Here is a 22,851-nt window from a genome sequence, read left to right on the forward strand (position 1 = left end):
CGCTCAGGGCGTGAGGGCGCGGATGATGCGGCCCGACGCGTAGTCGAAGGCCGCGTCGACGTCGCCGCCGAGGCGGAACGCGCCGCTGAGCTCCATCTGCAGGAAGCCGGTCGCCCACGCGGTGAACAGGCGCGCCGCGTCGAGGGCGTCGTCGGGGCCGACCAGCGTCTCGCAGGCGCGGAGCACCGGGCGGGCCGTCTCCCGGAGGGCCTCGGGTGGCGCCGACGAGGTGAACAGGAGGCGGAACCCCTCGGGCTGGTCGTGCGCGAAGCCGCGATAGGCGACGGCGATCTCAGCGAGCCCGCCGTCGGTGCGCTCGAGGCGTTCGGTGAGTTCGTCGGCCGCGGCCTGGGTCACCGCGGCGAGCAGGGCGTCCCGGTCGCGCACGCGCTTGTACAGCGAGGGGGCGCGGACGCCGACGCGCGCTGCGACGGCCTGCATCGTGAGGCCGGCGGGGCCGTGCTCTTCGAGGATCGCGCGGCCGGCCGCGACGATGGCGGGGAGCGAGGTGCGGTCGGGTGTCGGCATCCGATTCTCCAGGTTTCGGGTCGCGTCTGTGCGGGTCGCAATGGCTATTGACAATAGCCATGATAGCTACGTATCGTAGCCTTCGCAACCGAAGGGATCCATCATGAAGCTCGCACCCCAACTGCACCGCCTCGGAAACGACATCGTCGCCTCGTACCTGATCGACCTGCCCGAGGGGATCACGCTGATCGACGCGGGGATGCCGGGGCACTGGCACGACCTGCACCGCGAGCTCGCAGAGATCGGCCGACCCGTCTCCGACATCCGCGGGGTCGTCCTCACCCACGGGGACAGCGACCACATCGGCTTCGCGGAGCGGCTGCGCACCGAGGCCGGAGTGCCGGTGTTCATCCACGCCGCCGACGCGCACCGCGTCCGCACCGGCGAGAAGCCGAAGACGCCGATGGGCCCCTCGCGTCTCGCCCCGATGCTCGGGTTCCTCGCCTACGGCATCCGCAAGAACGCGCTGCGCACGAGACACGTCGCCGAGGTCGTCGAGGTCGCCGACGGCGACGTGCTCGACCTGCCGGGCGCGCCCGTGATCATCGGGATGCCGGGGCATTCGCCGGGCAGCGTCGCGATCCACGTACCGGCGGTCGACGCCGTCTTCGTGGGCGACGCCCTCACCACGCGGCACGTCCTGACGGGGCGCGAGGGCGCGCAGCCGGCGCCGTTCACCGATGAGCCCGAGCGCGCGCTCGACTCCCTAGACCGGCTCGCCGCCGTCCCGGCATCCTGGGTCCTGCCCGGCCACGGCGCGCCGTGGCACGGCACACCCGCCGACATCGTCCAGGCCGTGCGCGCCGCCGGCTGACGCTGGTTCACACGTCCCGATTCGCGGACGACGTCCCGATTCGCGGACGACGTCCCGATTCGCGGATGGATCGGGCAGATCCGTCAGCGGATCGTGCCCGGGTCAGCAGATCGGGACGACGGACGCCCCGGTCAGAGCCCCGAGAGCACCGACGCCGTGTCGCCCACCATCAGCTGCGGCGGATACAGGCCCATGACATGCAGGGCGGCGGCATGGTTCTCGGCCGTCGACCCCGCGCAGGCGTCGGCGGCGACAGTGACGTGGGCCCCGGCATCCGCAGCGGCGAGAGCGGTCGACAGCACGCAGCAGTCGGTGGAGACGCCGGCCAGCACGACGTGCGCGCCGCGCCCCACGACCGCCTCGATCTCGGGTCCCCACTTGCCGAACGTCGGCAGGTCGAGGGTCGGATGCGGCGACAGGTCCTGCGCCTCGGGAACGAGGTCGAACAGCGGATCGTCAGCGGGACGGTCGGCGAACGGCCACTCCGCGAAGTAGTCGCCCCAGGCCGTGGAGCGGTCGGCCGTCGGCATCCATCGGGTGACGAGCACGCGGTCGCCGAACGCCGCCGCGAGCTCGCGGATGCGCACGATCGCCGCGCCGAAGAACGGCGACCCCCACGCCGAATCGGGTGAGGCGAAGATGTTCTGCGGGTCGATCACGACCAGCCAGGGTCGTGCGTCGATCGCGCTCACGCGCCGGCTTCCTGGCGGCGGATCCTCCCGGCCCGCGCGAACCAGGTGAACACGAACGACAGCACGAGCGCGAAGAAGACGCCGAGGTTGGCGTAGGCCCAGTCGCCCTCGCGTCCGCCGATCAGGAACAGCAGGTAGCCCTGCCAGTTGTTCCACGGAGCATCCGCCGCGAAGTTGTTGACCACGAGCCCCCAGCCGATCACGCTCGTGACCACCATGGTGCCGATCGACGTCCAGTCCCACGCCCCGTAGCGGCCGCGGCTGTCGAACAGCGCCTCCTCGTCGTAGTCCTTCCTGCGGCGCAGGATGTCGGCGATGAGGATGCCGGCCCACGACGCGAGCGGCACGCCGAGCGTGATGAGGAAGCTCTGGAACGGCCCGAGGAAGTCGCCTGCGAAGAAGACGACGAAGATCGTGCCGAGCGTGAGGATCACGCCGTCGATCGCCGCGGCCGAGGGGCGGGGGATGCGGATGCCGAGACTGATCAGCGTGAGCCCGGAGGAGTAGATGCCGAGCACGGCGCCCGAGACGAGAGCGAGCACGGCGGTGAGCAGGAACGGCACGAGCACCCACACGGGCAGGAGCGTCGCGAGGGCGCCGATCGGGTCGGCCTGCACCGCGGCGAACAGGTCGTCGTTCGAGCCCGCGAGCAGGAGCCCGAAGACCACGAGGAGGACCGGGGCGATCGATCCGCCGATCGTGTTCCACGCCACGATCGCGCCGTCGGAGGCCGTGCGCTTCTGATACCGCGACCAGTCGGCGGCGATGTTGATCCACCCGAGCCCGAAGCCGGTCATGACCATGACGAGCGCACCGATGACCTGGCCGGGGCCGCCGTCGGGACGCGCCATGACGGCGGCGAGGTCGATGCTGGGCGCGGCGAGGATCACGTAGAGGACCGTGACGGCGCCGGTGAGCCAGGTGAGCACAGACTGCAGCTTCATGATCGTGTGATAGCCGAGCACGGAGGCGGTGACGATGAGAGCCGCGACGATCACGGTCGCGATGATCTTCAGCGCGACGCTGTCGCCGTCGCCGCCGAGCTGGGTGATCACGGTCGCGGTGGCGAGGACGGCCATGATCGCCAGGAACGTCTCCCAGCCGATCGACGTGAGCCACGACACGATTCCCGGGACCTTCTGCCCGTGCACGCCGAACGCCGCGCGCGACAGCACCATGGTCGGCGCCGAACCGCGCTTTCCGGCGATCGCGATGAGCCCGCACAGCAGGAACGACACGACGATGCCGATGACCGACACGATCGTTGCCTGCCAGAACGAGATGCCGAAGCCGAGCACGAACGACCCGTACGACATGCCGAACACCGACACGTTCGCCGCGAACCACGGCCAGAACAGGTCGCGGGGCCGGGCGGTGCGCTCGGACTCGGGGATGATCTCGATGCCCGCGCGCTCGATGAGTGCGCCGCGGGTCTCCACCGGCTGGATCTGCGTCATCTGCTCATGATGGCACCCCAGCCCGTCTGTTTCTGCCGAACGGCACGAATGGAGGGTCCCAAGGGTGCGTTCCGCAGAAATAGACGGGTCTGTCAGCCGGCGAAGAAGGCTCCCGCCACGCGCGTGAGGTCGTGCAGGTCGGTGACGCCGGCGAGCTCGCGTGCCGAGTGCATCGACAGGATCGGGATGCCGACGTCGACGGTGCGGATGCCGAGACGCGTGGCCGTGATGGGGCCGATCGTCGACCCGCAGGGCACGTTGTTGTTCGACACGAACTCCTGCGTCACGACGTCGGCCGTGTCGCACCAGCCGCGCCAGGCGGCGGAGCCGACGGCATCCGTCGCATACCGCTGGTTGGCGTTGAGCTTGAGGATCGGTCCCGATCCGAGCACCGGCTGCACGACGGGGTCGTGCTTCTGCGCGTAGTTCGGGTGCACCGAGTGGCCGACGTCGCTCGACAGGCACCACGACGAGGCGAAGGCCTGGCGGCGCTGCGAGGCGTCGGCGCCGAGCGCGTCGTACACGCGGCCGAGCACGTCTTCGAGGAAGGGGCCGGCGGCGCCGGAGCGCGAGTTCGAGCCGAGCTCCTCGTGGTCGAAGGCGGCGAGCACGGCGATCGGACCGGAGTCGGCGGCCCCCGCCTTTTCGAGCGCGACCACCCCGGCGTGCACGGAGGCGAGGTCGTCGAGGCGGCCGGAGGCGAAGAACGCGTCGTCCTTGCCGAACACCGCGCCGCGCGCGGCGTCGGCGATCACGACGTCGTAGCCGCGGATGTCGTCGGCGGAGACGCCCGCGGACCCGGCGAGCTCGGCCAGCACGTCGGCCTCGCTCGCGTCGCCGAGTCCCCACACGGGCTGCGTCTCGTTCTGCTTGTCGAGGGCGAGGCCGTTGTTGTTGACGCCGCGGTCGAGGTGCACCGCGAGCTGGGGGAGGCGCAGCAGGGCGCCGGTGTCGGCGAGCACGACGCGGCCGTCGGCGAGGGCCAGACGACCCGCGAGACGCAGTTCGCGGTCGAGCCAGGAGTTCAGCAGCGGGCCGCCGTAGACCTCGACCGCGGCCTGCAGCCATCCGCGGGACCCGATGGTGGGCTGCGGCTTGAGCTTGAAGCCGGGGGAGTCGGTGTGCGCGCCGAACACGTTCGTCGGGGTGGTGGCGGTCGCGTCGGCGGGCACGGTCCACGCGATCGTCGCGCCGTCACGGACCACGACGTAGCGGCCTCCGGGGGCGATCTCCCACGCCTGCTCCTCGTGGAGGCGCTCGAATCCGGCGTCCTCGAGCCTGCGGGCCGTCTCGGCGGCGGCGTGGTAGCTGGAGGGGGAGGCGGCGACGAAGTCGGCGAGATCCTCGGCGTGGGCGATGGCGTCCGGGGTGACGGGCATGGTCGACCTTCCTGATGGCGTGTTTCGATCGTAATCGGCGCGGGCGAGGGCTGCGGACGAGCGCGTCCCGAGCGCCTGTATGCCGATATGCCGATATGGACTTAAGTCGGGGGCTCGGTTAGGGTCCCATTTCAGGGAGTCGCGTCGTTTCGAACGGCGCGGGGAGGCTCCGGGGGAGAAACAGGGGAAAGCTGTGTCTGCACACGCTCACTCGTCTATTCGGCGCGCCCTCGCAGGGGCGCTGTCGGTACTGATGATCGCGGCGGGACTCACCGTCGTCACCGAGACCGTCTCGCCGTCACCGGCGTCGGCCGCGCAGGATCCGACGCAGTGCGCCGGATCGCTCGCGCTCGCCAACGGCAGCTTCGAGCAGCCGGCGTTCACCGCGGGAGTGTCGATCGTCAACGCGGACGTCGTTCCGGGATGGTCGACGACCGCGACCGACAACCAGGTCGAGATCTGGCGCTCTCCGGGCAATCCGCGAGGTTACGCCGCAGCCCAGGGATCGCAGTTCGCCGAGCTCAACGCCACGCAGGCGAGCATGCTCTACCAGGATGTGGCGACCACCCCCGGCCAGACGCTCTACTGGTCGCTCAAGCACCGTGGCCGAGAAGGTACGGACACCATGCGCGTCATGATCGGCGTCCCGGGAGGCACGCTCACCAACGTCAGCGGATCTCTCGCCGACGGCACCGCCGCGTGGGGCACGCACACCGGCTCGTACACGGTGCCCGCCGGGCAGACGACGACCCGCTTCGGGTTCCAGGCCGTGAGCACGGCGACCGGCAACCAGTCGGTCGGCAACCTGCTCGACGACATCTCCTTCGGCACCGGCCCCTGCCTCATCTCGACCAAGACGGTCGCCAACCTCACGCGCGGCGGAACGACGGCCGAGATCGGCGACACGCTGCGCTACACCGTGACCACGCGCAACGACGGCGGCAACCCCGCCCTCCAGTCGGTCTCGACCGACGTGCTCCCGGCCGGCATCGACTTCGTGCCCGGCTCGATCCGCCTCGTCAGCGGCGCGGGAGCCGGAGCGCTGACGGATGCCACGGGCGACGACCGCGGCGAGTACGCGGCGGGCAGCCGCACCGTTCGCGTTCGGCTCGGAGAGGGCGGCACGGCGACCACCGGCGGCTCCATCAGCGCCGGTACCGTCACCTCCTACACGTTCGACGCGAAGGTCCGGGCGGATGCCGCGGCCACGACCATCGTGAACGAGGCGCGCGTCGCCTTCCGCGAGCCGGTCACGAACCTCGATCGGACCTCGGTCACTCAGGAGACTCTGACGCCCGTCAACCCCGCGGCCGACCTCGCCGTCACGAAGACGCTCGACACCACACCGCTCGTGGCGGGACGCCCCGCGACCTTCACGATCGGGGTGACGAACAACGGCCCGCAGACCGGTACGGGGGTCACCGTGACGGATGCCGTGCCCGCCGGGTTCGCGAACGTCCAGGCGGTCCCGAGCTCGGGCACCTGCACCGTGACCGGGACGATCACGTGCGCGCTGCCGGACCTCGCGGTCGGGGCGAGCGCCACGATCACGGTCACGGGAGACGTCTCGCCGTCGTTCACCCCTGGCGCGGCTCTCACGAACACCGCGACGGTGTCCGGTTCCCGCTTCGACGCGAACCTCGCGAACAACACCGCCACCGCGTCCGGGACGCTCACCGCGGTCGCCGACGTCTCCGTGACCAAGACCTTCGACCCCGCGACGCCCGTGGCCGGTCAGAACGTGACCTACACGCTCACGACGCAGAACGCGGGCCCGTCCGAAGCGCGCAACGTGCGCCTCAACGATCCGCTCGACCCCGAGACGACGTTCGTCAGTGCGGCGACGCAGCAGGGCACGTGCACGGTCGCGAACAGCATCCTCGACTGCGGGATCGGCACGCTGGCGCCCGGGCAGACCGTGGTGACCACCGTGGTCGTGCAGATCGCGGCGGGTGCGAGCGCGGTCGTGCAGAACTCCGTCGCCGTCACGAGCAGCACGCCCGACCCGGACCCGAGCAACAACGTCGACTCCACGAGCTTCCAGCCCGAGATCATCGCCGACCTCGCGGTCGAGAAGACCGCCTCGGTCGCGCAGGTCGCCGCCGGCGGCACGGTCGACTTCACCCTCGCGGTGCGGAACCTGGGCTCCTCGGATGCCGTGAACGCGGTGCTCTCCGACACGGTGCCCGCGGGCTTCACGGTGACCGGCGTGCAGGCTCCGGCTGGCGCGGTGTGCTCCTCCACCTCGACCTCGGTGAGCTGCGTCTGGGACGTGCTCCCGGTCGGCGGACCGACGCCCGTGGTCGTGAACACGGTCGTGGCGGCCGACGCCCCCACCGGCACCGTGATCAACACCGCGTCGATCGCCTCGCCCGCCGACGATCAGGACCCGACGAACAACTCCGACTCGGCCGAGGTCGAGGTCGTGCAGAGCGCCGATCTCGCGATCGCGAAGACGGCGCCGGCGACCGGAGTCCCCGGCGGTGCGTTCACCTACACGCTCGCCGTCACGAACAACGGCCCGTCCGTCGCCCGCGGCGCCACGCTCTCGGACACCCTGCCCGCCGACTTCACGACCGCCGCCGTCGGCACCGCCGGCTGTGAGATCGTCGCCGGCACCGTGACCTGCGCGCTCGGCGATCTCGCTCCGGGCGCCTCCACGACCGTGACGGTCGACGGGGTCTGGAGCGCCACCGTCGTGGGCACGATCCGCAACACCGCGACGACCTCGTCCGCGACGCCGGATCCGAACACCGCGAACAACGCCTCGTCCGCGGACGTCGCGCTCACGCCGAGCGCGGATGTGAACGTCGTGAAGACGACCTCCACGCCCAGCGTGCCGCTCGGCGGAACCGCCGACTTCGTCATCACGGTGCGCAACGACGGCCCCTCGGCCGCCGCAGGAGTCGTCGTCGCGGAGCTCGCGCCGGCGGGACTCGCGGTGACCTCGGCCACGCCGTCCGTCGGCACCTGGGCTCCTACTGATCATCGCTGGACGGTCGGCACCCTCCTGCCCGGCGAGTCCGCGACCCTCACGGTGACCGCCACCGCGACCGCGGTCGGCACGCACACGAACACGGCGACCGCGACGTCGCCCACGCCCGATCCCGACCCCTCCGACAACACCGGCACGTCGACCGTCGAGGTCACCCCCTCGGCCGACCTGTCGATCGTGAAGACGGCCTCGGCGAACCCGGCGCCCTCGAACGGACCGCTCACGTACACGATCGTCGTGACGAACGCTGGGCCGAGCCCGGCATCCGCCGTGGTCATCTCGGATCCGCTCCCCGCCGCGCTGCTGAACGCGACGACGCCGACCGCGGGATGCTCGATCACCGCGGGCGCTCTCGACTGCGCGATCCCGACGCTCGCGGTGGGCGCGACGTTCACGGCCACCGTCACCGGCACGGTCGATCCCGCCTCGGCGGACACCGCGATCGCGAACACGGCGACCGTGACGTCCGACACCCCGGACCCCGACCCGGACGACAACACCTCGACCGTCGAGGTGCCGATCGCCGGCGTTCCCGGCATCGAGCTGGTCAAGGCCGTCGCCGCGCCCGTCGACGCGAACGGCAGCGGCCGCATCGACGTCGGCGACACCGTGGACTACACGTTCACGGTCCGCAACACGGGCGATGTCACGCTCACGGATGCCAGCCTCTTCGATTCCGTGCTCGGCGGCGCGATCGCCTGCGCGGCGCTGGCCGACCCGCTCGCGCCCGGCGCCGCCGTGACGTGCGGTCCGGTGTCGTACACGCTCACCCAGGCGGACATCGATGCCGGAACAGTTCACAACGATGCCGACGTGAGTGCCGAGTCCGCGTTCGGCCTGGTGTCCGACGACGCCTCCGCCGACGTGATCGTGCCGTCGGTCAACAGCATCGTGCTGACCAAGTCGCCGAGCACCGTGGTCGACGTCGACGGCGCGGGTCAGGTGACCTCGGGCGACACGATCGCCTACACGTTCACGGTCACCAACACCGGCACCACGACGCTGCAGAACGCGGAGATCACCGACCCGATGCTGGGCGGCGGCGTGACCTGCGCTGCTCTCGACGGCGTGTCCCTCGCACCGGGGCAGTCGATCACGTGCGCTCCGGTCGACTACACGCTCACCCAGGACGACATCGACCAGGGCGTCGTGCGCAACACGGCGACCGTCACGGCCGACGCACCGGACGGCACCGTCGACGACACGGCATCCGCGTCCGCCGACATCGACCGCACGGCGGGACTCGATCTCGTCAAGACGGTCGGTCAGGTGCGTGACACCGTCGCCGATGGCGCGGTCGGGGCGGGCGACACCGTCGAGTACTCCTTCACCGTGCGCAACACCGGCAACACGACGTTGACCGACGTGGCGGTGACCGATCCGCTGCTCGGCACCGGGACCCTCTGCACGGTCGCGTCGCTCGTCGTCGGGGCGTCCGCCGACTGCGGTCCGTTCACCTACACGCTGACGCAGCAGGACATCGAGGACGGACGTCGGCCCAACACCGCGACCGCCGCCGGCACGAGCCCGTTGGGGCCCGTGGGCGACACCTCGTCCGCCGAGGTCCTGTTCGCGGGGACCGCGGCGATCGCACTCACCAAGACGCCGACCCAGCCGGTCGACGCGACCGGTGACGGCATGATCGGCGCGGGTGACACCGTCGGATACTCGTTCACGATCCGCAACACCGGCACCACGCTGCTCACCGGCATCCTGCTCGACGACCCGCTCCTCGGCGGTGCCATCGACTGCCCGGCGCTCGACGGGCTCGCGCTCGCGCCGCAGACGGAGGTGGTGTGCGGACCGGTCGACTACGTCCTCACGCAGGCCGACGTCGACGCGGGAGAGGTGCGCAACACGGCGACCGTGAGCGCTCAGTCGGTCGCGGGTCCCGCCGACGACGAGGACTCGGCCGACGTGACGGTGGTCGGCACGGACGCCCTCACGCTACTGAAGTCGGCAGCGGCCGTCGTCGACGCGAACGGCAACGGCCGGACCGACGCGGGCGACACGATCGCGTACACGTTCACCGTGACGAACACGGGAACCACGACGCTGACGGGCGTCTCGGTGTCCGACCCCCGTCTCGACGGCGCCGTGGTCTGTGACGTGACCGAGATTGCTCCCGGAGCCTCTACCGTGTGCACCGGCCCCGTGGCGGTGCTGACGCAGGCCGAGGTCGACGCGGGCGAGATCGTCAACACGGCCACCGCGACGGGCACCGGAACGGGCGACCAGCCGCCGACGACGGAGGATACGGTCGTGACGCCGCTCGAGGCGCAGCCGGCGATCGCGCTCGCCAAGACCGGCGGCGAGTACGCCGACGCGAACGGCAACGGCAAGACGGATGCCGGCGACACGATCGCGTTCCGCTTCGTCGTGACCAACACGGGAGCCCGCACGCTGACGGACGTCGCGATCGACGATCCGAAGCTCGGCGGAGCCGTGGAGTGCGCCATCCCCACCCTCGCTCCCGGAGCGACCGCGGCCTGCGGCCCGATCGCCTACACGCTGACGGCCGCCGACGTCGCGAACGGGCAGGTCGTGAACGTCGCGACCGTGCGGGGTGCAGCGGGAGGCGTGGTCGTGACGGCGGCGGCCACGGCCACCGTGGACCTCTCCGCGCTCGCGACCACGGGCGGCGTGATCACCGGACTCGGATGGGCGCTCGCGCTGCTCGTGCTCGGCGCGCTCGTGCTGCTCGTCGCCCGGATGCGCCGCCGGACCCAGGACGCGTGAGCGACGAGGGGCGGGATGCGACGGCATCCCGCCCTTCGTCGAGCCCCAACCGGTATGCCGATATAGAGCCTCGCGCAGGCCGGGAGTGTCCGCTGATTCTCGGATAAGGTCCATCTCCAGAGGTTCGTGATCCGGGGATCGCGGGACTCCACGGGGAGAATCAGGGGGCAGCGGTGTCTGCAGGCGCGCGGTCGAGCATCCGGCGGACACTCGCGGCGATCGCCTGTGCTCTGCTTCTCGTCGCCGGGCTTGCCGTGGCGAACGACCGCATCGCCGCGCCCTCGGCATCCGCAGCGCAGGACCCGGCGCAGTGCCTCGGCGCGGTCTCCCTGAGCAACGGCGGCTTCGAGACCCCGGCGATCGGGAATGCCACGAACAAGCTGACCCCCGATAGCCAGGTGCCCGGGTGGTCCACGACCGACGCCCAGAAGGTGATCGAGATCTGGAGCAGCGGCTTCCTGGGCGTGCCGGCGGCCCAGGGGCGGCAGTTCGTCGAACTCAACGCCAACACCCCGAGCCGGCTGTTCGAAGACGTCGCGACGACCCCGGGGCAGACCTTCTACTGGTCGCTCCGCCATCGCGGGCGCATCGGCACGGACGTCATGAGGGTCATGATCGGCGCCCCCGGGGGAACGCTCGTGCAGAGCGGAGCGAACCTGTCCGACGGCAACACCGCCTGGGGCACGCACACGGGCACCTACACGGTTCCGGCCGGCCAGACCGTGACGCGTTTCGCCTTCGAGGCCGTGAGCTCTGCGGGCGGCAACGCCTCGGCGGGCAACTTCCTCGACGACATCACCTTCGGCTCGTTCCCGTGCCTCGTCACGACCAAGGCGGTGACCAACCTGTCGCGCAGCGGCACGACCGCCGAGGTCGGCGACATCCTCCGCTACACCGTGACGACGCGCAACGACGGCGGCAACCCCGCGCGACAGGCGGTGTCGACGGACGTGCTCCCCGCGGGGCTCGAGTTCGTCCCCGGCTCGCTGTCGATCGCCAGCGGACCGGGCAAGGGCGCGGTGAGCGACGCGGTCGCGGACGATCGCGGAGAGCACCTCGCGGCCACCCGCACGGTGCAGGTGCGGCTCGGCGACGGAGCCACGGCCACGACGGGCGGATCCGTCGGCGTGGGAGCGAGCACGAGCTACACGTTCGACGCCCGGGTGACCGTGGAGGCGGCCGGCCGCACGCTGCTCAACGAGGCGCGGGTCGTCTTCCGCGACGACGTGACGACGCAGAGCCGCACCTCCATCAGTCAGCAGACCAGCACACCCGTGAACCGAGCGGCCGACCTCGCGATCATCAAGACGCTCGACACCGCCACGGTCGTCGCCGGACGCGCCGTGTCGTTCACCCTCGCAGTCTCGAACAACGGCCCGCACGCCGCCACGGGGGTCGTCGTGTCAGACCCGATCCCCGCGGGGATGACGGACGTGACGGCCACGTCCGCGGGCGCGACCTGCACAGTGGCCGCTGCCGTGAGCTGCACCGTGCCCGAGATGGCTGTCGGGGAAGCCGTTCAGATCCGGGTGAACGGCACCGTGCGCGCCGACGCGGACCCCGGAGCCGCGCTCACGAACACAGCGACCGTCATGGGCGCGCGCACCGACCCGATGCTCGCGAACAACACGGCGACCGCGTCCGCGACGATCTCGACCGTCGCGGACGTGTCGATCGCGAAGACCTTCGCGCCGGCGGCCCCGATCGCCGGGCAGGACCTGACGTACACCCTTGCACTGCACAACGCCGGGCCGTCCGAGGCGCGCGATGTGGTGCTGACCGATCCCCTCGACCCCGCGACGACGTTCGTCAGCGCCACGACGCCCCAGGGCGACTGCGCCGTGCAGACCTCGATCCTGACGTGCGCGATCGGCACCCTGGCCCCCGGTGCATCGGTCGACGTGACCGTCGTCGTGCGGATACCCGCGGGGGTGACCGCGGTGGTGCAGAACACCGCATCCGTCACCATGAGCACGTCCGACGCCCAGCCCGCGAACAACGTGGATTCGGTGAGCTTCCAGCCCGGTGTCGTCGCCGACCTCTCGCTCACCAAGACCGCCTCCGCGGATCGGGTGTCGGCCGGGGATCCGGTCGACTTCACCCTCGCGGTGCGCAACCGCGGAGTCTCCGATGCGGCGAACGTGGTGCTGGACGACACCCTGCCCGCCGGATTCACGGTCGCCGGGGTGGAGGCGCCTGCCGGGGCGAGCTGCACGGTCACCGGTGCCGCGGTGCGCTGCACGTGGGCGACGTTCCCGGTCGGCGGCCCGGCGAACGTGGTCGTGCGCGCCCGGGTATCCGCGGACGCACCCGCGGGGATCGTCACGAACACAGCGTCCGTCGCGGCGCCAGCCGACGACGCCGACACCTCGGACAACGCGGATGCAGTCGACGTCGAGATCGTGCACAGTGCGGACCTGCGCGTCGAGAAGACCGCCCCGGCGACGGGCGAGCCCGGGAGCGGATTCGCCTACACGCTCCTCGTCACGAACGCCGGCCCCTCGGTCGCGCGTGGAGCGTCGCTGAGGGACACCCTGCCGGCCGGCTTCGAGTCCGCCGCCGTCGACCGCCCCGGATGCGTCGTCTCCGCGGGGACCCTCGTGTGCGACCTGGGGGACCTCGCGCCCGGGGCGGAGGCGACCGTCCGGGTCGAGGGACGGTGGAGCGCCACGGCGTCCGGTGTCGTGCTGAATACCGCAGCCGTCCTCTCGGCCACCCCCGACCCGCGCACCGCCGACAACGAGTCCACGGCGGAGGTGCGGCTCGTGCCGAGCGCCGACGTCTCGGTCGTGAAGACCACGACGACTCCGACGCTGCCGCGTGGCGGCACGGCGTCCTTCCTGGTCACGGTCCGCAACGACGGTCCCTCGGCTGCGGGGGGCGTGACGGTCGACGAGGCCGTCCCACCAGGGCTCGCGATCACCGCCGCGACGCCGTCCGCGGGTTCGAGGTCGGCCAAGGACGCCCGCTGGACGGTCGGCACTCTGCTGCCCGGAGCGTCCGCGACGCTCGCGGTCACGGCCGGGAGTACGGCCGAGGGGCGGCACGTCAACACCGTCGTGGCGAGTACGACCACGCCCGACCCCGATCCGTCGGACGACCGCGCGACGGCGGCCGTCGACGTCGCCCCGTCCGCCGACGTGTCGATCGTGAAGACCATCGCCGAGACACCAGCGGCGCTGAACCGACCGGTCGCGTACACACTGACGGTGGCGAACGACGGGCCCAGCGAGGCCGCCGCCGTCACGGTCACCGACGCGCTCCCTGCCGAGCTGCTGTCGCCCGCGACGACCAGTCCCGGCTGCACGGTCTCCGGATCGCAGCTGACCTGCACGCGGCCGACGCTGGCCGCCGGGGCGAGGTTCGTCGTGGCGGTGAGCGGCACGCTCGACCCGGCGACCGCGGCCGACACGCTCGCCAACACCGCGACGGTGGCCTCGACCACATCCGACCCCGATCCGGCCGACAACTCTTCGACGGTCGTGGTGCCCGTGACGGGCACGCCACAGGTCGAGCTCGTGAAACGCGCCGACGCCCCGACCGACTCCACAGGCGACGGGCGCATCGGCGCGGGCGATGCGGTGGCCTACACCTTCACGATCCGCAACACCGGTCCGGTGACGCTGACGGCCGCGACGATCGAGGATCCCCTTCTGGGCGGGGAGGTCGGCTGCGCCGCGTTCGCCGCGCCGCTCGCTCCAGGAAGCGAGGTGACGTGCGCGCCCGTGCTGTACGTCCTGACCCAGGAGGACGTCGACCGGGGCACGCTCCGCAACGACGCGATGGTGCTCGCGCAGTCGGCCCGCGGCAGCGCGACGGATGAGGCCGCGGCGGCCGTCACGGTGCCCGCGGTCAACGCGATCGACCTCGCCAAGTCCTCGAGCACCGTGGTCGACGTCGACGCGGACGGACGGGTGGATGCGGGGGACACGATCTCGTACACGTTCACGGTCACGAACGCCGGGACGACGACGCTCCGCGCCGTGCGGATCACCGACCCGATGCTCGGGGGCGGTGTCTCGTGCCCGGAGCTGGACGGCATCGCGATCGATCCGGGCGGATCCGTGAGGTGCCCGGCGGTGTCGTACACGCTGACGCAGGACGACATCGATTCCGGGGTCGTGCGCAACGAGGCGTCCGTGGTCGCCGACGCGCCGATAGGGACGGTGAGGGACTCGGCCACGGCATCCGCCGACCTCGACCGCACCGCCGCGATCGAGCTGAGCAAGACGGCCGGCGACGTCATCGACGTCGACGACGACGGCATGATCGGCGCGGGCGACGCGGTCGAGTACACGTTCGCGGTGCGGAACACGGGCACCACGAGCGCGACCGGGGTGTCGGTCTCGGATCCGCTGCTCGCCACCGCGCCGCTGTGCGACCTCGGGGTGCTCGCGCCGGATGCCGTCGCGGAGTGCGGTCCGTTCAGGCACACCCTCACGCAGGCTGAGGTCGAGGCAGGCACCGTCCGCAACACGGCGTCGGTTCAGGGCACGAGCCCCCTCGGCGCGGTCGCGGACGACGCGTCCGTCGACGTGGTCGTGCAGGGAGAGAGCGTGATCCGCCTCACGAAGACGCCGGGGACGCCCGTCGACGCCACGGGCGATGGCCGGATCGGGGCGGGCGACACGGTCGCCTACACCTTCACCGTCCGCAACGCGGGGACCACGGTGCTGCGCGACATCGTGATCGAAGACGTCCGCCTCGACGGCGTGGTGGACTGCCCGGCACTGGAGGGTCTCACGCTCGCGCCCGGGCAGTCGGCGACCTGCGGCGCGGTCGATCTCACCCTCACCCAGCGGGACATCGAGAGCGGCTCCGCGTTCAATGTCGCGAGTGCGAGCGCGGACAGTGCGCGCGGTGTGACCGAGGACACCACGTCCGCACGTGTGGAGGCCCGGGGCACCAGCGGCGTCGAGCTCGTGAAGACAGCCGGGCCCGTGGTCGACACGAACGCCGACGGTCGTGCGGGCGCCGGCGACACGATCGACTACACCTTCCTGGTGCGCAACACCGGCACGACCGCGCTGCGAGGGGTCGTGCTGGACGACCCGCTGCTCGGCGGTGCCGTGCCCTGCGAGGCGCTGGAGGAGCGTGCGGTGGTCCCCGGGGCGGAGGTCACGTGCGGTCCCGTGCCGTACGCGCTCTCCCAGGCGGACGCGGATGCCGGCACCGTGCACAACACGGCATCCGTCCTCGCCCGGTCGGTGGCGGGCGACGTCGGCGATGGTGCGGAGGCCGATTCGCCCGTGCCGGGTGCGGACGGCATCGCGCTCACCAAGTCCGCCGTCTCCGTCGATGACGTCGACGGCGACGGGGCGATCGGCGCGGGTGACGCGGTCTCATATGCATTCGTCGTCTCCCACACGGGGACGCGGACCCTGCGTGCCGCGGAGATCACGGACCCGATGCTGGGAGGCGCCGTCGCGTGCGCGGGACTCGACGGCGCGGATCTGGCTCCCGGGGCGGTCGTCTCGTGCGATCCCGTCGTCCACACCCTCTCCCAGGAGGACGTGGACGGCGGACGGGTGCACAACGAGGCCGTGGTGCGGGCGACAGCCCCGGGCGCCGTGATCGTCGAGGATGCGGCGGAGATCGAGGTCACGATCGACGGTTCGACGGGAATCGAGCTGCGCAAGTCCGCGGGAGCCGTGACCGACGTCGACGCGGACGGCGCGATCGGCGCAGGCGACAGCGTGGCGTACTCGTTCCTGATCCGCAATGTCGGCAGCACCACGCTGCGCGACGTCGCGCTGGACGATCCGCTGCTCGGCGGCGCCATCGCGTGCCCTGCGCTGGTCGGCCTCGCGCTCTCGCCGGGAGCCGAGGTCGAGTGCGGGCCCGTGGAGCACCTCCTCGTTCAGCAGGACGTCGACGCCGGCATCCTCCGCAACACCGCCACGGTCGGCGCGCGGTCCGGGGCGGATGCCGTCGAGGACTCCGCCACGATCGACGTCGAGGTCGCCGGTGCGTCCCGCATCGGCCTGCTCAAGTCGGCGGCGGCCACGGTCGATGCGAACGGCAGCGGACGAGTGGATGCCGGCGACACCATCGCCTACACCTTCACCGTGACGAACCTCGGGACGACCGGTCTGCGCGACGTGGTCGTCGCGGATGCGCGCCTCGACGGCGACATCCGGTGCGACGCCGTCGACCTCGCGCCCGGCCGCTCCACGATGTGCCACGGCATCGCGGCCGTGCTCGCGCAGTCGGAGATCGACGCCGGCGAGATCGTGAACACCGCGACCGCGACCGCGGCGAGGACGAACGGCGAGACCGTGTCCGCCCAGGCGACCGTGCGCACACCCGTCGAGAACCAGCCCGCGATCGCCCTCGTCAAGTCCGGCGGCGAGTACGCCGACGACGACGGCGACCGGAAGGTGAGCCCCGGCGACTCGGTGGCGTTCCGGTTCTCCGTGACCAACACCGGAGCGCGGTCGCTCACGGACATCGTGATCGAGGATCCGCAGCTCGGCGGTCGACTGGACTGCCGGATCCCCGACCTGGCGCCGGGGGAGACCACCGGATGCGGACCGGTCCGCTACCGCCTTACCGGGGTCGACGTCGCGTCCGGCGAGGTCGTCAACGTCGCGACTGTGAGCGCCGCTGCGGGCGCCGTGGTCGTGACGTCCGGCGCGACCGCCTCCGTCGACGTGTCGTCCCTGGCGGCCACCGGCGGGATGGCCACGTCGATCGCGGCCGTGGTCGCCGCCGTCGTGCTGCTCGTGCTCGGCGGCCTGATGCTCGCGCTCGCCCGGCAGCGCCGTCGGCATGGTCAGCGGGTGCGGCGCCGGCGGAGCCCGGGGAACGTGTGAGTTCCGCGGCCCGTCCCCGTTGCGTCACCGCGCGTTCACGCACCGCCGTTACCATGGATCTCGATAGCGCCTAGGGTTCCGGGGCGCGATGCCGGCCGGACGGTCGGGATCGCCCCGTCTGGTCCGAGCGGCGCCACGGCCTCCCTCCGCAGGGACGCCGTCATCTGACAGGACAAAAGCCCGGAGGACCCTCTGCGTCGCGCCTCGCGACGCAGGGAAGGGTCGGTCATGTCCGCGTTCGCGTTCGTCCTCGTCATCACCGCTGCTCTCGCGCACGCGGCCTGGAACGTCATCGCGCACGGCGTGAGCCGGGCGGGCACGCCGTTCCTCTGGTGGGGCGCGGTCGGGAGCACGGTCGTGTGGATCGGCGTCATCCCGTTCACGGGCGGACTCGGAACCGACGACCTGTGGGGCTTCACCCTGGGCGTCGCGGTGTCCGGCGTGCTCCACGTGCTCTACATGGCCGTGCTGCAGCGCGGATATCGCGAGGGCAATCTGTCCACCGTGTACGCGACGGCCCGCGGCACCGGACCCTTCCTTTCGGTGATCGTCGCGGTGCTGCTGCTCGGTGAACGCCCCTCGGCCGTGGCACTGCTCGGCGTCGCGGCGATCATCGTGGGGGTGGTCGCGATCGGGATCGTCGACCGCGGGCGCTCCGGCGGTGTGCGGCGACGCATCGACCCCGGGCTCGTGTTCGGCCTGTTGACGGGCGTCGCGATCGCCGCGTACACGATCTGGGACGCCAACGCCGTGCGCACCTGGAGTCTCTCGCCGGTCGCGTTCATGGTGGGTACGACGCTGCTCGAGATCCCCTTCTACACGGTCGGTGTGCGGGGGCGGTGGTCGGCCGTGCGGATGCTGTGGACGACGCAGTGGCGGCGGATCACGGCGTTCAGCATCCTGTCGCCGCTGTCGTACATCCTCGTCCTCACGGCGATCCAGATCGCGCCGGTGGCGCTCGTCGCGCCGTTGCGCGAGGTGAGCGTCGTGCTCGTGAGCCTCTTCGGCGTCTTCGTGCTGCGCGAGAGTCGCCCCGGGTGGCGGATCGCGGCGTCAGCGGTCGTCGCCGCGGGCATCGTCCTGCTGGCGCTGTGAATCGTGCCGTCGGCGCGGTGAGCGGATCCGGTCGACCCGATCTCAGCGGAACTCGACGAGTCCCGCGTGGGCTGCCGTCACGAGGATCTGCACGCGATCTCGCACGTGCCACTTCGACATGATGCGTCCGAGGTGGGCCTTGACCGTCCCCTCGGACACGATCAGCGACCGTGCGATCTCGGCGTTCGACATGCCCTGGGCGAGGCGCTGCAGCACTTCCTGCTCGCGGTCGGTGAGCTCTTCGAGCGTGCCGTCGCTCGTGACGGGTTCGGTGTCGCGCACGTGCTTGATGAGCAGCGAGGCGATCCGCGGCGACAGCGAGCTCTGGCCGCTGTACACCTCGCGCACGGCCGACACGATGCTTGCGGCACTGGAGTCCTTGAGCATGTACCCGGAGGCGCCGGCGCTGAGCATCGGCAGAACGGTGTCGCTGCCGTCGAGCGTGGTCACGGCGAGGATGCGGATCTCCGGCCAGCGCTCGGCGATCACGGCGGTGGCCTCGATTCCGTTCATCTCCGGCATCTGCACGTCCATCATCACCACGTCCGGACGCTCGCGTTCGACGGTGTCGATGCCCTCGAGTCCGGTCTCCGCCTCGGCGATCACGGTGATCTCAGGGTCGCGGGACACGAAGTGGGACAGGGCAGAGCGCACGAGGGGATCGTCATCGACGATCACGACACGGATTTCCGGCATGGGGGAAGCCTACCCGCGGCGCGTCGATGAGCGAAGGACTAGACCTTCGTCTAGTCAGCTCTAGCGGAAAGACAGATGTGCGGAGCTCAGATCGCCGAGAAGGTGTAATCACGACTTCACAAAAGACCAACTCGGGAGGTGAATTGATATGACTTTTTGGCAGGGTGTCGGTAAGTTCTTTGGCTTCACTCGCTAATATATCTGGCGAATAGGAGATACTGAAGCATGGCTTTAAGTCCGAGAAGCGCACGTGATACGACGGGCGCGCGTCTCGGCAAGGGTGAGAAGCTGATCGCTCTGGAACGGATCTTCGTTCTCGCGATCCTCGTCACGATCCTGACCGTCGACGTCATCGGGTATTTCGTCCCTCCGGGGGTGGACCCGTTCGTCGCTGCGATCGGCGTCGCGACGACCGTCTCGCTCGGCCTCTATCTCTGGTCTCCTCTCTATGCGACATGCGCGCTCGCCGTGGTGTTCGCACTCTCCTTCCTCACGGGCAGTGAATCCCAGGTCCTGATCGCCGCCGCTTTCGCGGCCGGTCTGATCATGCGCCTCGGGTGGAACGCCCTGATCCTCTCGTATGCAGGTCTGTTCCTGGTCGCGACGGCGCTCGTCGCTCTCTCCGACCCGGAAGGCCCTGCCAACATCAGTGTCGGCATCTTCCTCATCAGCGCGGCGGTGTCCGGTGCCATCGGATACGCGCTGAGACTCGCCTTCGCCCGAGGGCGCAGGCTCGAGGTGGAACTGGCCGAGAAGGCCGAGCAGGAACGACAGGCGGTTCTCGCCGAGCGACGATGGATCGCCGGCGAGTTGCACGACAGCATCGCCCATCACCTCACGGTGGTGTCGCTGCACGTGCAGATGCTCGATGACGCCGACGCGAGCCCGGCGTCGCAGGAGGCCATCCGCATCGCGGCCCGCAAGGCCATGACGGACCTCCGCTTCGTGATCGATCTCGCCGATGACGGCCCCCGCGCAGCGGGTATGCCGACCGGCGACCTCGCCGCCTCGATCTCCGAGGCCACCGAGGAGTTCGAATCAGCCGGCCACACCGTGCTGCTCGTGGGCGACCCCGCCGATGAGCGCATTCCGCGTGCCGCTGAGATCATCTTCGCGCGCATCATGCGCGAGTCCGCCACCAACGTGCTCAAGTACGCGGGGCAGGGTCAGATCGAGATCCGCCTCGACGTGACGGACGACGCCGCAGGGCTGACCATCGGCAGCCCCCTTTCGGCGAGCCCCCGGCGTGAACTCTCGTCCAGCCGCACCGGCATCGGCCGCATGGCTGAGCGCGTGCTCGGCGCGAGCGGCGAGTTCAGCGCCGGCGAGGTCGACGGCCGCTGGGTCGTCGCCGCCCACCTGCCCATCGCCCGCCAGGCGCGGGACACGGACGACGCGCCCGCCGCGGATGTCGGCGCACCGAGTGCGGAGGCGGTAGAGTCCTCGGAAGGTGCCCGCGTCGAGACTCGAGTTCTCCGCAGGGCGAGGCGCAAGCAGAACTAGACGAAAGTCTAGGCAATGTCTCGACGTTCGACGGTGTTCTATGGTGCACCGGGACGCTTACCTTGGTACTACCCCAGAAATAGCGCATCCCCAGCGCTTTGATCGCGAGCGCGATCCTTGGAATCTGATCCCCATCGCGCTCGCGATCGGCTTCTCCGGAACCGATCAGGTTCTCCGCCGTTCGCCGCGCATCGCCCTCGTTCGCTGGACGCCGGTTCAGCCGCCTACGGCGCGCATGTAGTGTCCGTCTGTGGATATCCCGGATGCCGCGACCGTGAACCGCACGACCTCGCTGAGGTAACGGTCCTCCGATGCCTCGAAGATCCGGCCTTCCGCATCTCGGGAGATGCGGATCAGGCGAAGGATCGGGGTGCCCTGCGGGACACGCAGCAGCGCCGCATCCTGCTCATCGGCCGCCACGGCGTCGATCTGATGCTGCAGTCCTACGATCGGATGGCCGATGGACGCCAGATGTTCGGTGATGGAGATCTGATCCGTGTCCACCTCGAAGAGCCTCCGTCCGGGGACCTCCGTATAGAAGAGTCGCTCGAGCATGGTCGGACGTCCATCGAGCAGACGCAGGCGCACCACGCTGACGATCGTGTCCTCGGGAGTGACGCCGAGCAGTTCGGCGCGATCCCCAGCACGGCGGAGGCTCAGCTCCTGGGTCTCGGCTCCCGGGGTGACGCCCAGCTCCCGCGCCCATCGGGTGAACGGGACCGATACGTCGACCGCCTGGCTCGCCTTGCGCGCGACCACGCGGGCCGGGCGTCCGCGACCCGTCTCGATCAGGCCCTCTCCGCGCAGGCGCGCGAGCGCGTTGCGGATGGGTCCGCGGGACGTGCTCCATCGTTCGGCGAGCTCCGCCTCGGTGGGGACGTCGTCTCCCGGGCGCAGCGCCCCCGTCGCGATCTGGGCGCGCAGCTCATCGGCGATCTGGGTGTACACAGCTTCGGCCACATAGGCATACTACTTCGCCACGTCGACGCCCGTCTCCCTGTTCGGCGTGCGTTCATCCGCACGAATCCCCGGTGAACGGCACCTGAACTCTTCTGAGTTAGGTACATAAGTCGCGCTTGCTCCTGTCAGAGTTGCTCGTGGATCACCTCCCTCACACCTCTGAAAGGTCCTCATGAAGCTTCGCGCTCTCCCCGTCCTCGCCGGCGCAGCGATCCTCGCGCTCGGTCTCGCAGGCTGCTCCGGCGACGCCGAGGCGAACGGCTCCGGTTCCGACGTCGACACGGCGTCCGCCACCGGCGGGTTCGCGGTCGACGAGAACACGCTCGTGTTCGGCGTGGTCCCCGACTCGGTGGACACCGAGACGAACTACCAGCCGCTCATGGACTACATCGCCGAGATCACCGGCAAGACCGTGGAGTACCACGAGTCCACCGACTATGCCGCGCTGATCGAAGCCGCGGTCGCCGGCAAGGTCGACGTGGCCTCCTTCTCGGGCTTCACGTACGTCACCGCCACCAACAACGGTGCGAAGCTCACCCCGATCTCCTCGATCGTCACCGAGGAGGGCCAGGAGCCCGGCTACTACTCCCAGGCCATCGTTCCCGCCGACAGCGACATCGACAGCATCGAGGACTTCGCGGGCAAGAAGGTCTGCTTCGTCGACCCGTCCTCGACCTCCGGCTACCTCTTCCCCTCGTACAACCTGCTCGAGGCGGGCATCGACCCGACGACCGACATCACGCCGGTCTTCGCAGGCAAGCACGACGTATCGGTGCAGAAGGTCGGCGAAGGTGTCGAGTGCGAGGTCGGATTCGCTGAGGACTCCGAGGTCGCCAAGTCGGACAAGGTGAAGGTCATCGACGAGACCATGGTCCCCGGCGCGCCGCTCGTGTACTCCTCGACCCTCCCGGACGACATCGCGCAGGAGCTCATCGACGGCCTCGGCCAGATCACGATCGACGACATCATCGCCGCGGGCATCGACAGCGCCGACTCGGACTCGTTCCGCAGCGTGTTCCACGCCACCGAGCCGGTCGACGACGCGTACTACGACCTGATCCGCGACATCTGCACGGAGACCGAAGCGGAGCAGTGCAAGGCCTGACCTCGCACCCGCCCGTTCGTTGAGCGAGCGCGGCGAGACGAAGCGTGTCGACACTGCGCGTTTCGTCTCGTCT

General features: G+C 70.6%; 12 protein-coding genes. 6 read left to right on the forward strand and 6 right to left on the reverse strand.

The window, feature by feature from the left end; translation table 11 throughout:
- Positions 1-3: 3 nt before the first annotated feature.
- The gene (locus tag MRBLMX7_RS14080) at positions 4-528 is read right to left on the reverse strand and encodes a TetR/AcrR family transcriptional regulator (RefSeq protein ID WP_363369396.1); all 525 of its coding nucleotides are present in this window, start codon (positions 526-528) and stop codon (positions 4-6) included.
- Positions 529-631: 103 nt separating this feature from the next.
- On the opposite strand from MRBLMX7_RS14080, the gene MRBLMX7_RS14085 reads away from it, so the two are divergent.
- On the forward strand, positions 632-1,342 hold the full coding sequence (locus MRBLMX7_RS14085) for an MBL fold metallo-hydrolase (RefSeq protein WP_363369398.1): 711 nt from the start codon (positions 632-634) through the stop codon (positions 1,340-1,342).
- Between the two features lie 131 nt (positions 1,343-1,473).
- On the opposite strand, the gene MRBLMX7_RS14090 is transcribed toward MRBLMX7_RS14085, so the two are convergent.
- The 3 genes from MRBLMX7_RS14090 to MRBLMX7_RS14100 form a co-directional block, all read right to left on the reverse strand.
- Positions 1,474-2,034, reverse strand: coding sequence for a cysteine hydrolase family protein (locus MRBLMX7_RS14090; RefSeq protein WP_363369399.1), 561 nt, complete (start codon positions 2,032-2,034; stop codon positions 1,474-1,476).
- The gene (locus tag MRBLMX7_RS14095) at positions 2,031-3,491 is read right to left on the reverse strand and encodes a purine-cytosine permease family protein (RefSeq protein WP_363369401.1); all 1,461 of its coding nucleotides are present in this window, start codon (positions 3,489-3,491) and stop codon (positions 2,031-2,033) included. The genes MRBLMX7_RS14090 and MRBLMX7_RS14095 overlap by 4 nt, the downstream gene beginning before the upstream one ends.
- A 92-nt stretch (positions 3,492-3,583) precedes the next feature.
- Positions 3,584-4,870, reverse strand: a complete 1,287-nt coding sequence (locus MRBLMX7_RS14100) for a M18 family aminopeptidase (RefSeq protein ID WP_363369403.1) — start codon at positions 4,868-4,870, stop codon at positions 3,584-3,586.
- A gap of 193 nt (positions 4,871-5,063) precedes the next feature.
- Between MRBLMX7_RS14100 and MRBLMX7_RS14105 the strand changes: the two genes are divergently transcribed.
- The 3 genes from MRBLMX7_RS14105 to MRBLMX7_RS14115 all read left to right on the forward strand — a co-directional run bounded on the left by MRBLMX7_RS14105 (position 5,064) and on the right by MRBLMX7_RS14115 (position 18,514).
- Positions 5,064-10,604 (forward strand): DUF7507 domain-containing protein, encoded by a 5,541-nt coding sequence (locus MRBLMX7_RS14105; protein ID WP_363369405.1) that lies wholly within the window; start codon positions 5,064-5,066, stop codon positions 10,602-10,604.
- Between the two features lie 173 nt (positions 10,605-10,777).
- On the forward strand, positions 10,778-17,419 hold the full coding sequence (locus tag MRBLMX7_RS14110) for a DUF7507 domain-containing protein (protein ID WP_363369407.1): 6,642 nt from the start codon (positions 10,778-10,780) through the stop codon (positions 17,417-17,419).
- Positions 17,420-17,647: 228 nt separating this feature from the next.
- Positions 17,648-18,514, forward strand: coding sequence for a hypothetical protein (locus MRBLMX7_RS14115; protein ID WP_363369409.1), 867 nt, complete (start codon positions 17,648-17,650; stop codon positions 18,512-18,514).
- A gap of 42 nt (positions 18,515-18,556) precedes the next feature.
- Here MRBLMX7_RS14115 and MRBLMX7_RS14120 read toward each other — a convergent pair whose 3' ends face one another.
- Complete coding sequence (locus MRBLMX7_RS14120) at positions 18,557-19,210, reverse strand: response regulator (RefSeq protein ID WP_235556732.1); 654 nt, start codon at positions 19,208-19,210, stop codon at positions 18,557-18,559.
- 225 nt (positions 19,211-19,435) lie between these two features.
- On the opposite strand from MRBLMX7_RS14120, the gene MRBLMX7_RS14125 reads away from it, so the two are divergent.
- A complete protein-coding gene (locus MRBLMX7_RS14125; protein ID WP_363369410.1) occupies positions 19,436-20,713 on the forward strand; it encodes a sensor histidine kinase in 1,278 nt (425 codons plus the stop codon).
- Between the two features lie 216 nt (positions 20,714-20,929).
- Here MRBLMX7_RS14125 and MRBLMX7_RS14130 read toward each other — a convergent pair whose 3' ends face one another.
- Positions 20,930-21,673 (reverse strand): GntR family transcriptional regulator, encoded by a 744-nt coding sequence (locus MRBLMX7_RS14130; RefSeq protein ID WP_363369412.1) that lies wholly within the window; start codon positions 21,671-21,673, stop codon positions 20,930-20,932.
- 172 nt (positions 21,674-21,845) lie between these two features.
- On the opposite strand from MRBLMX7_RS14130, the gene phnD reads away from it, so the two are divergent.
- A complete protein-coding gene (phnD, locus tag MRBLMX7_RS14135; protein ID WP_363369415.1) occupies positions 21,846-22,778 on the forward strand; it encodes a phosphate/phosphite/phosphonate ABC transporter substrate-binding protein in 933 nt (310 codons plus the stop codon).
- The last annotated feature ends 73 nt before the right edge of the window (positions 22,779-22,851 follow it).

It is taken from the genome of Microbacterium sp. LMX7-1.2, from assembly GCF_040675935.1.
Classification (GTDB): domain Bacteria; phylum Actinomycetota; class Actinomycetes; order Actinomycetales; family Microbacteriaceae; genus Microbacterium.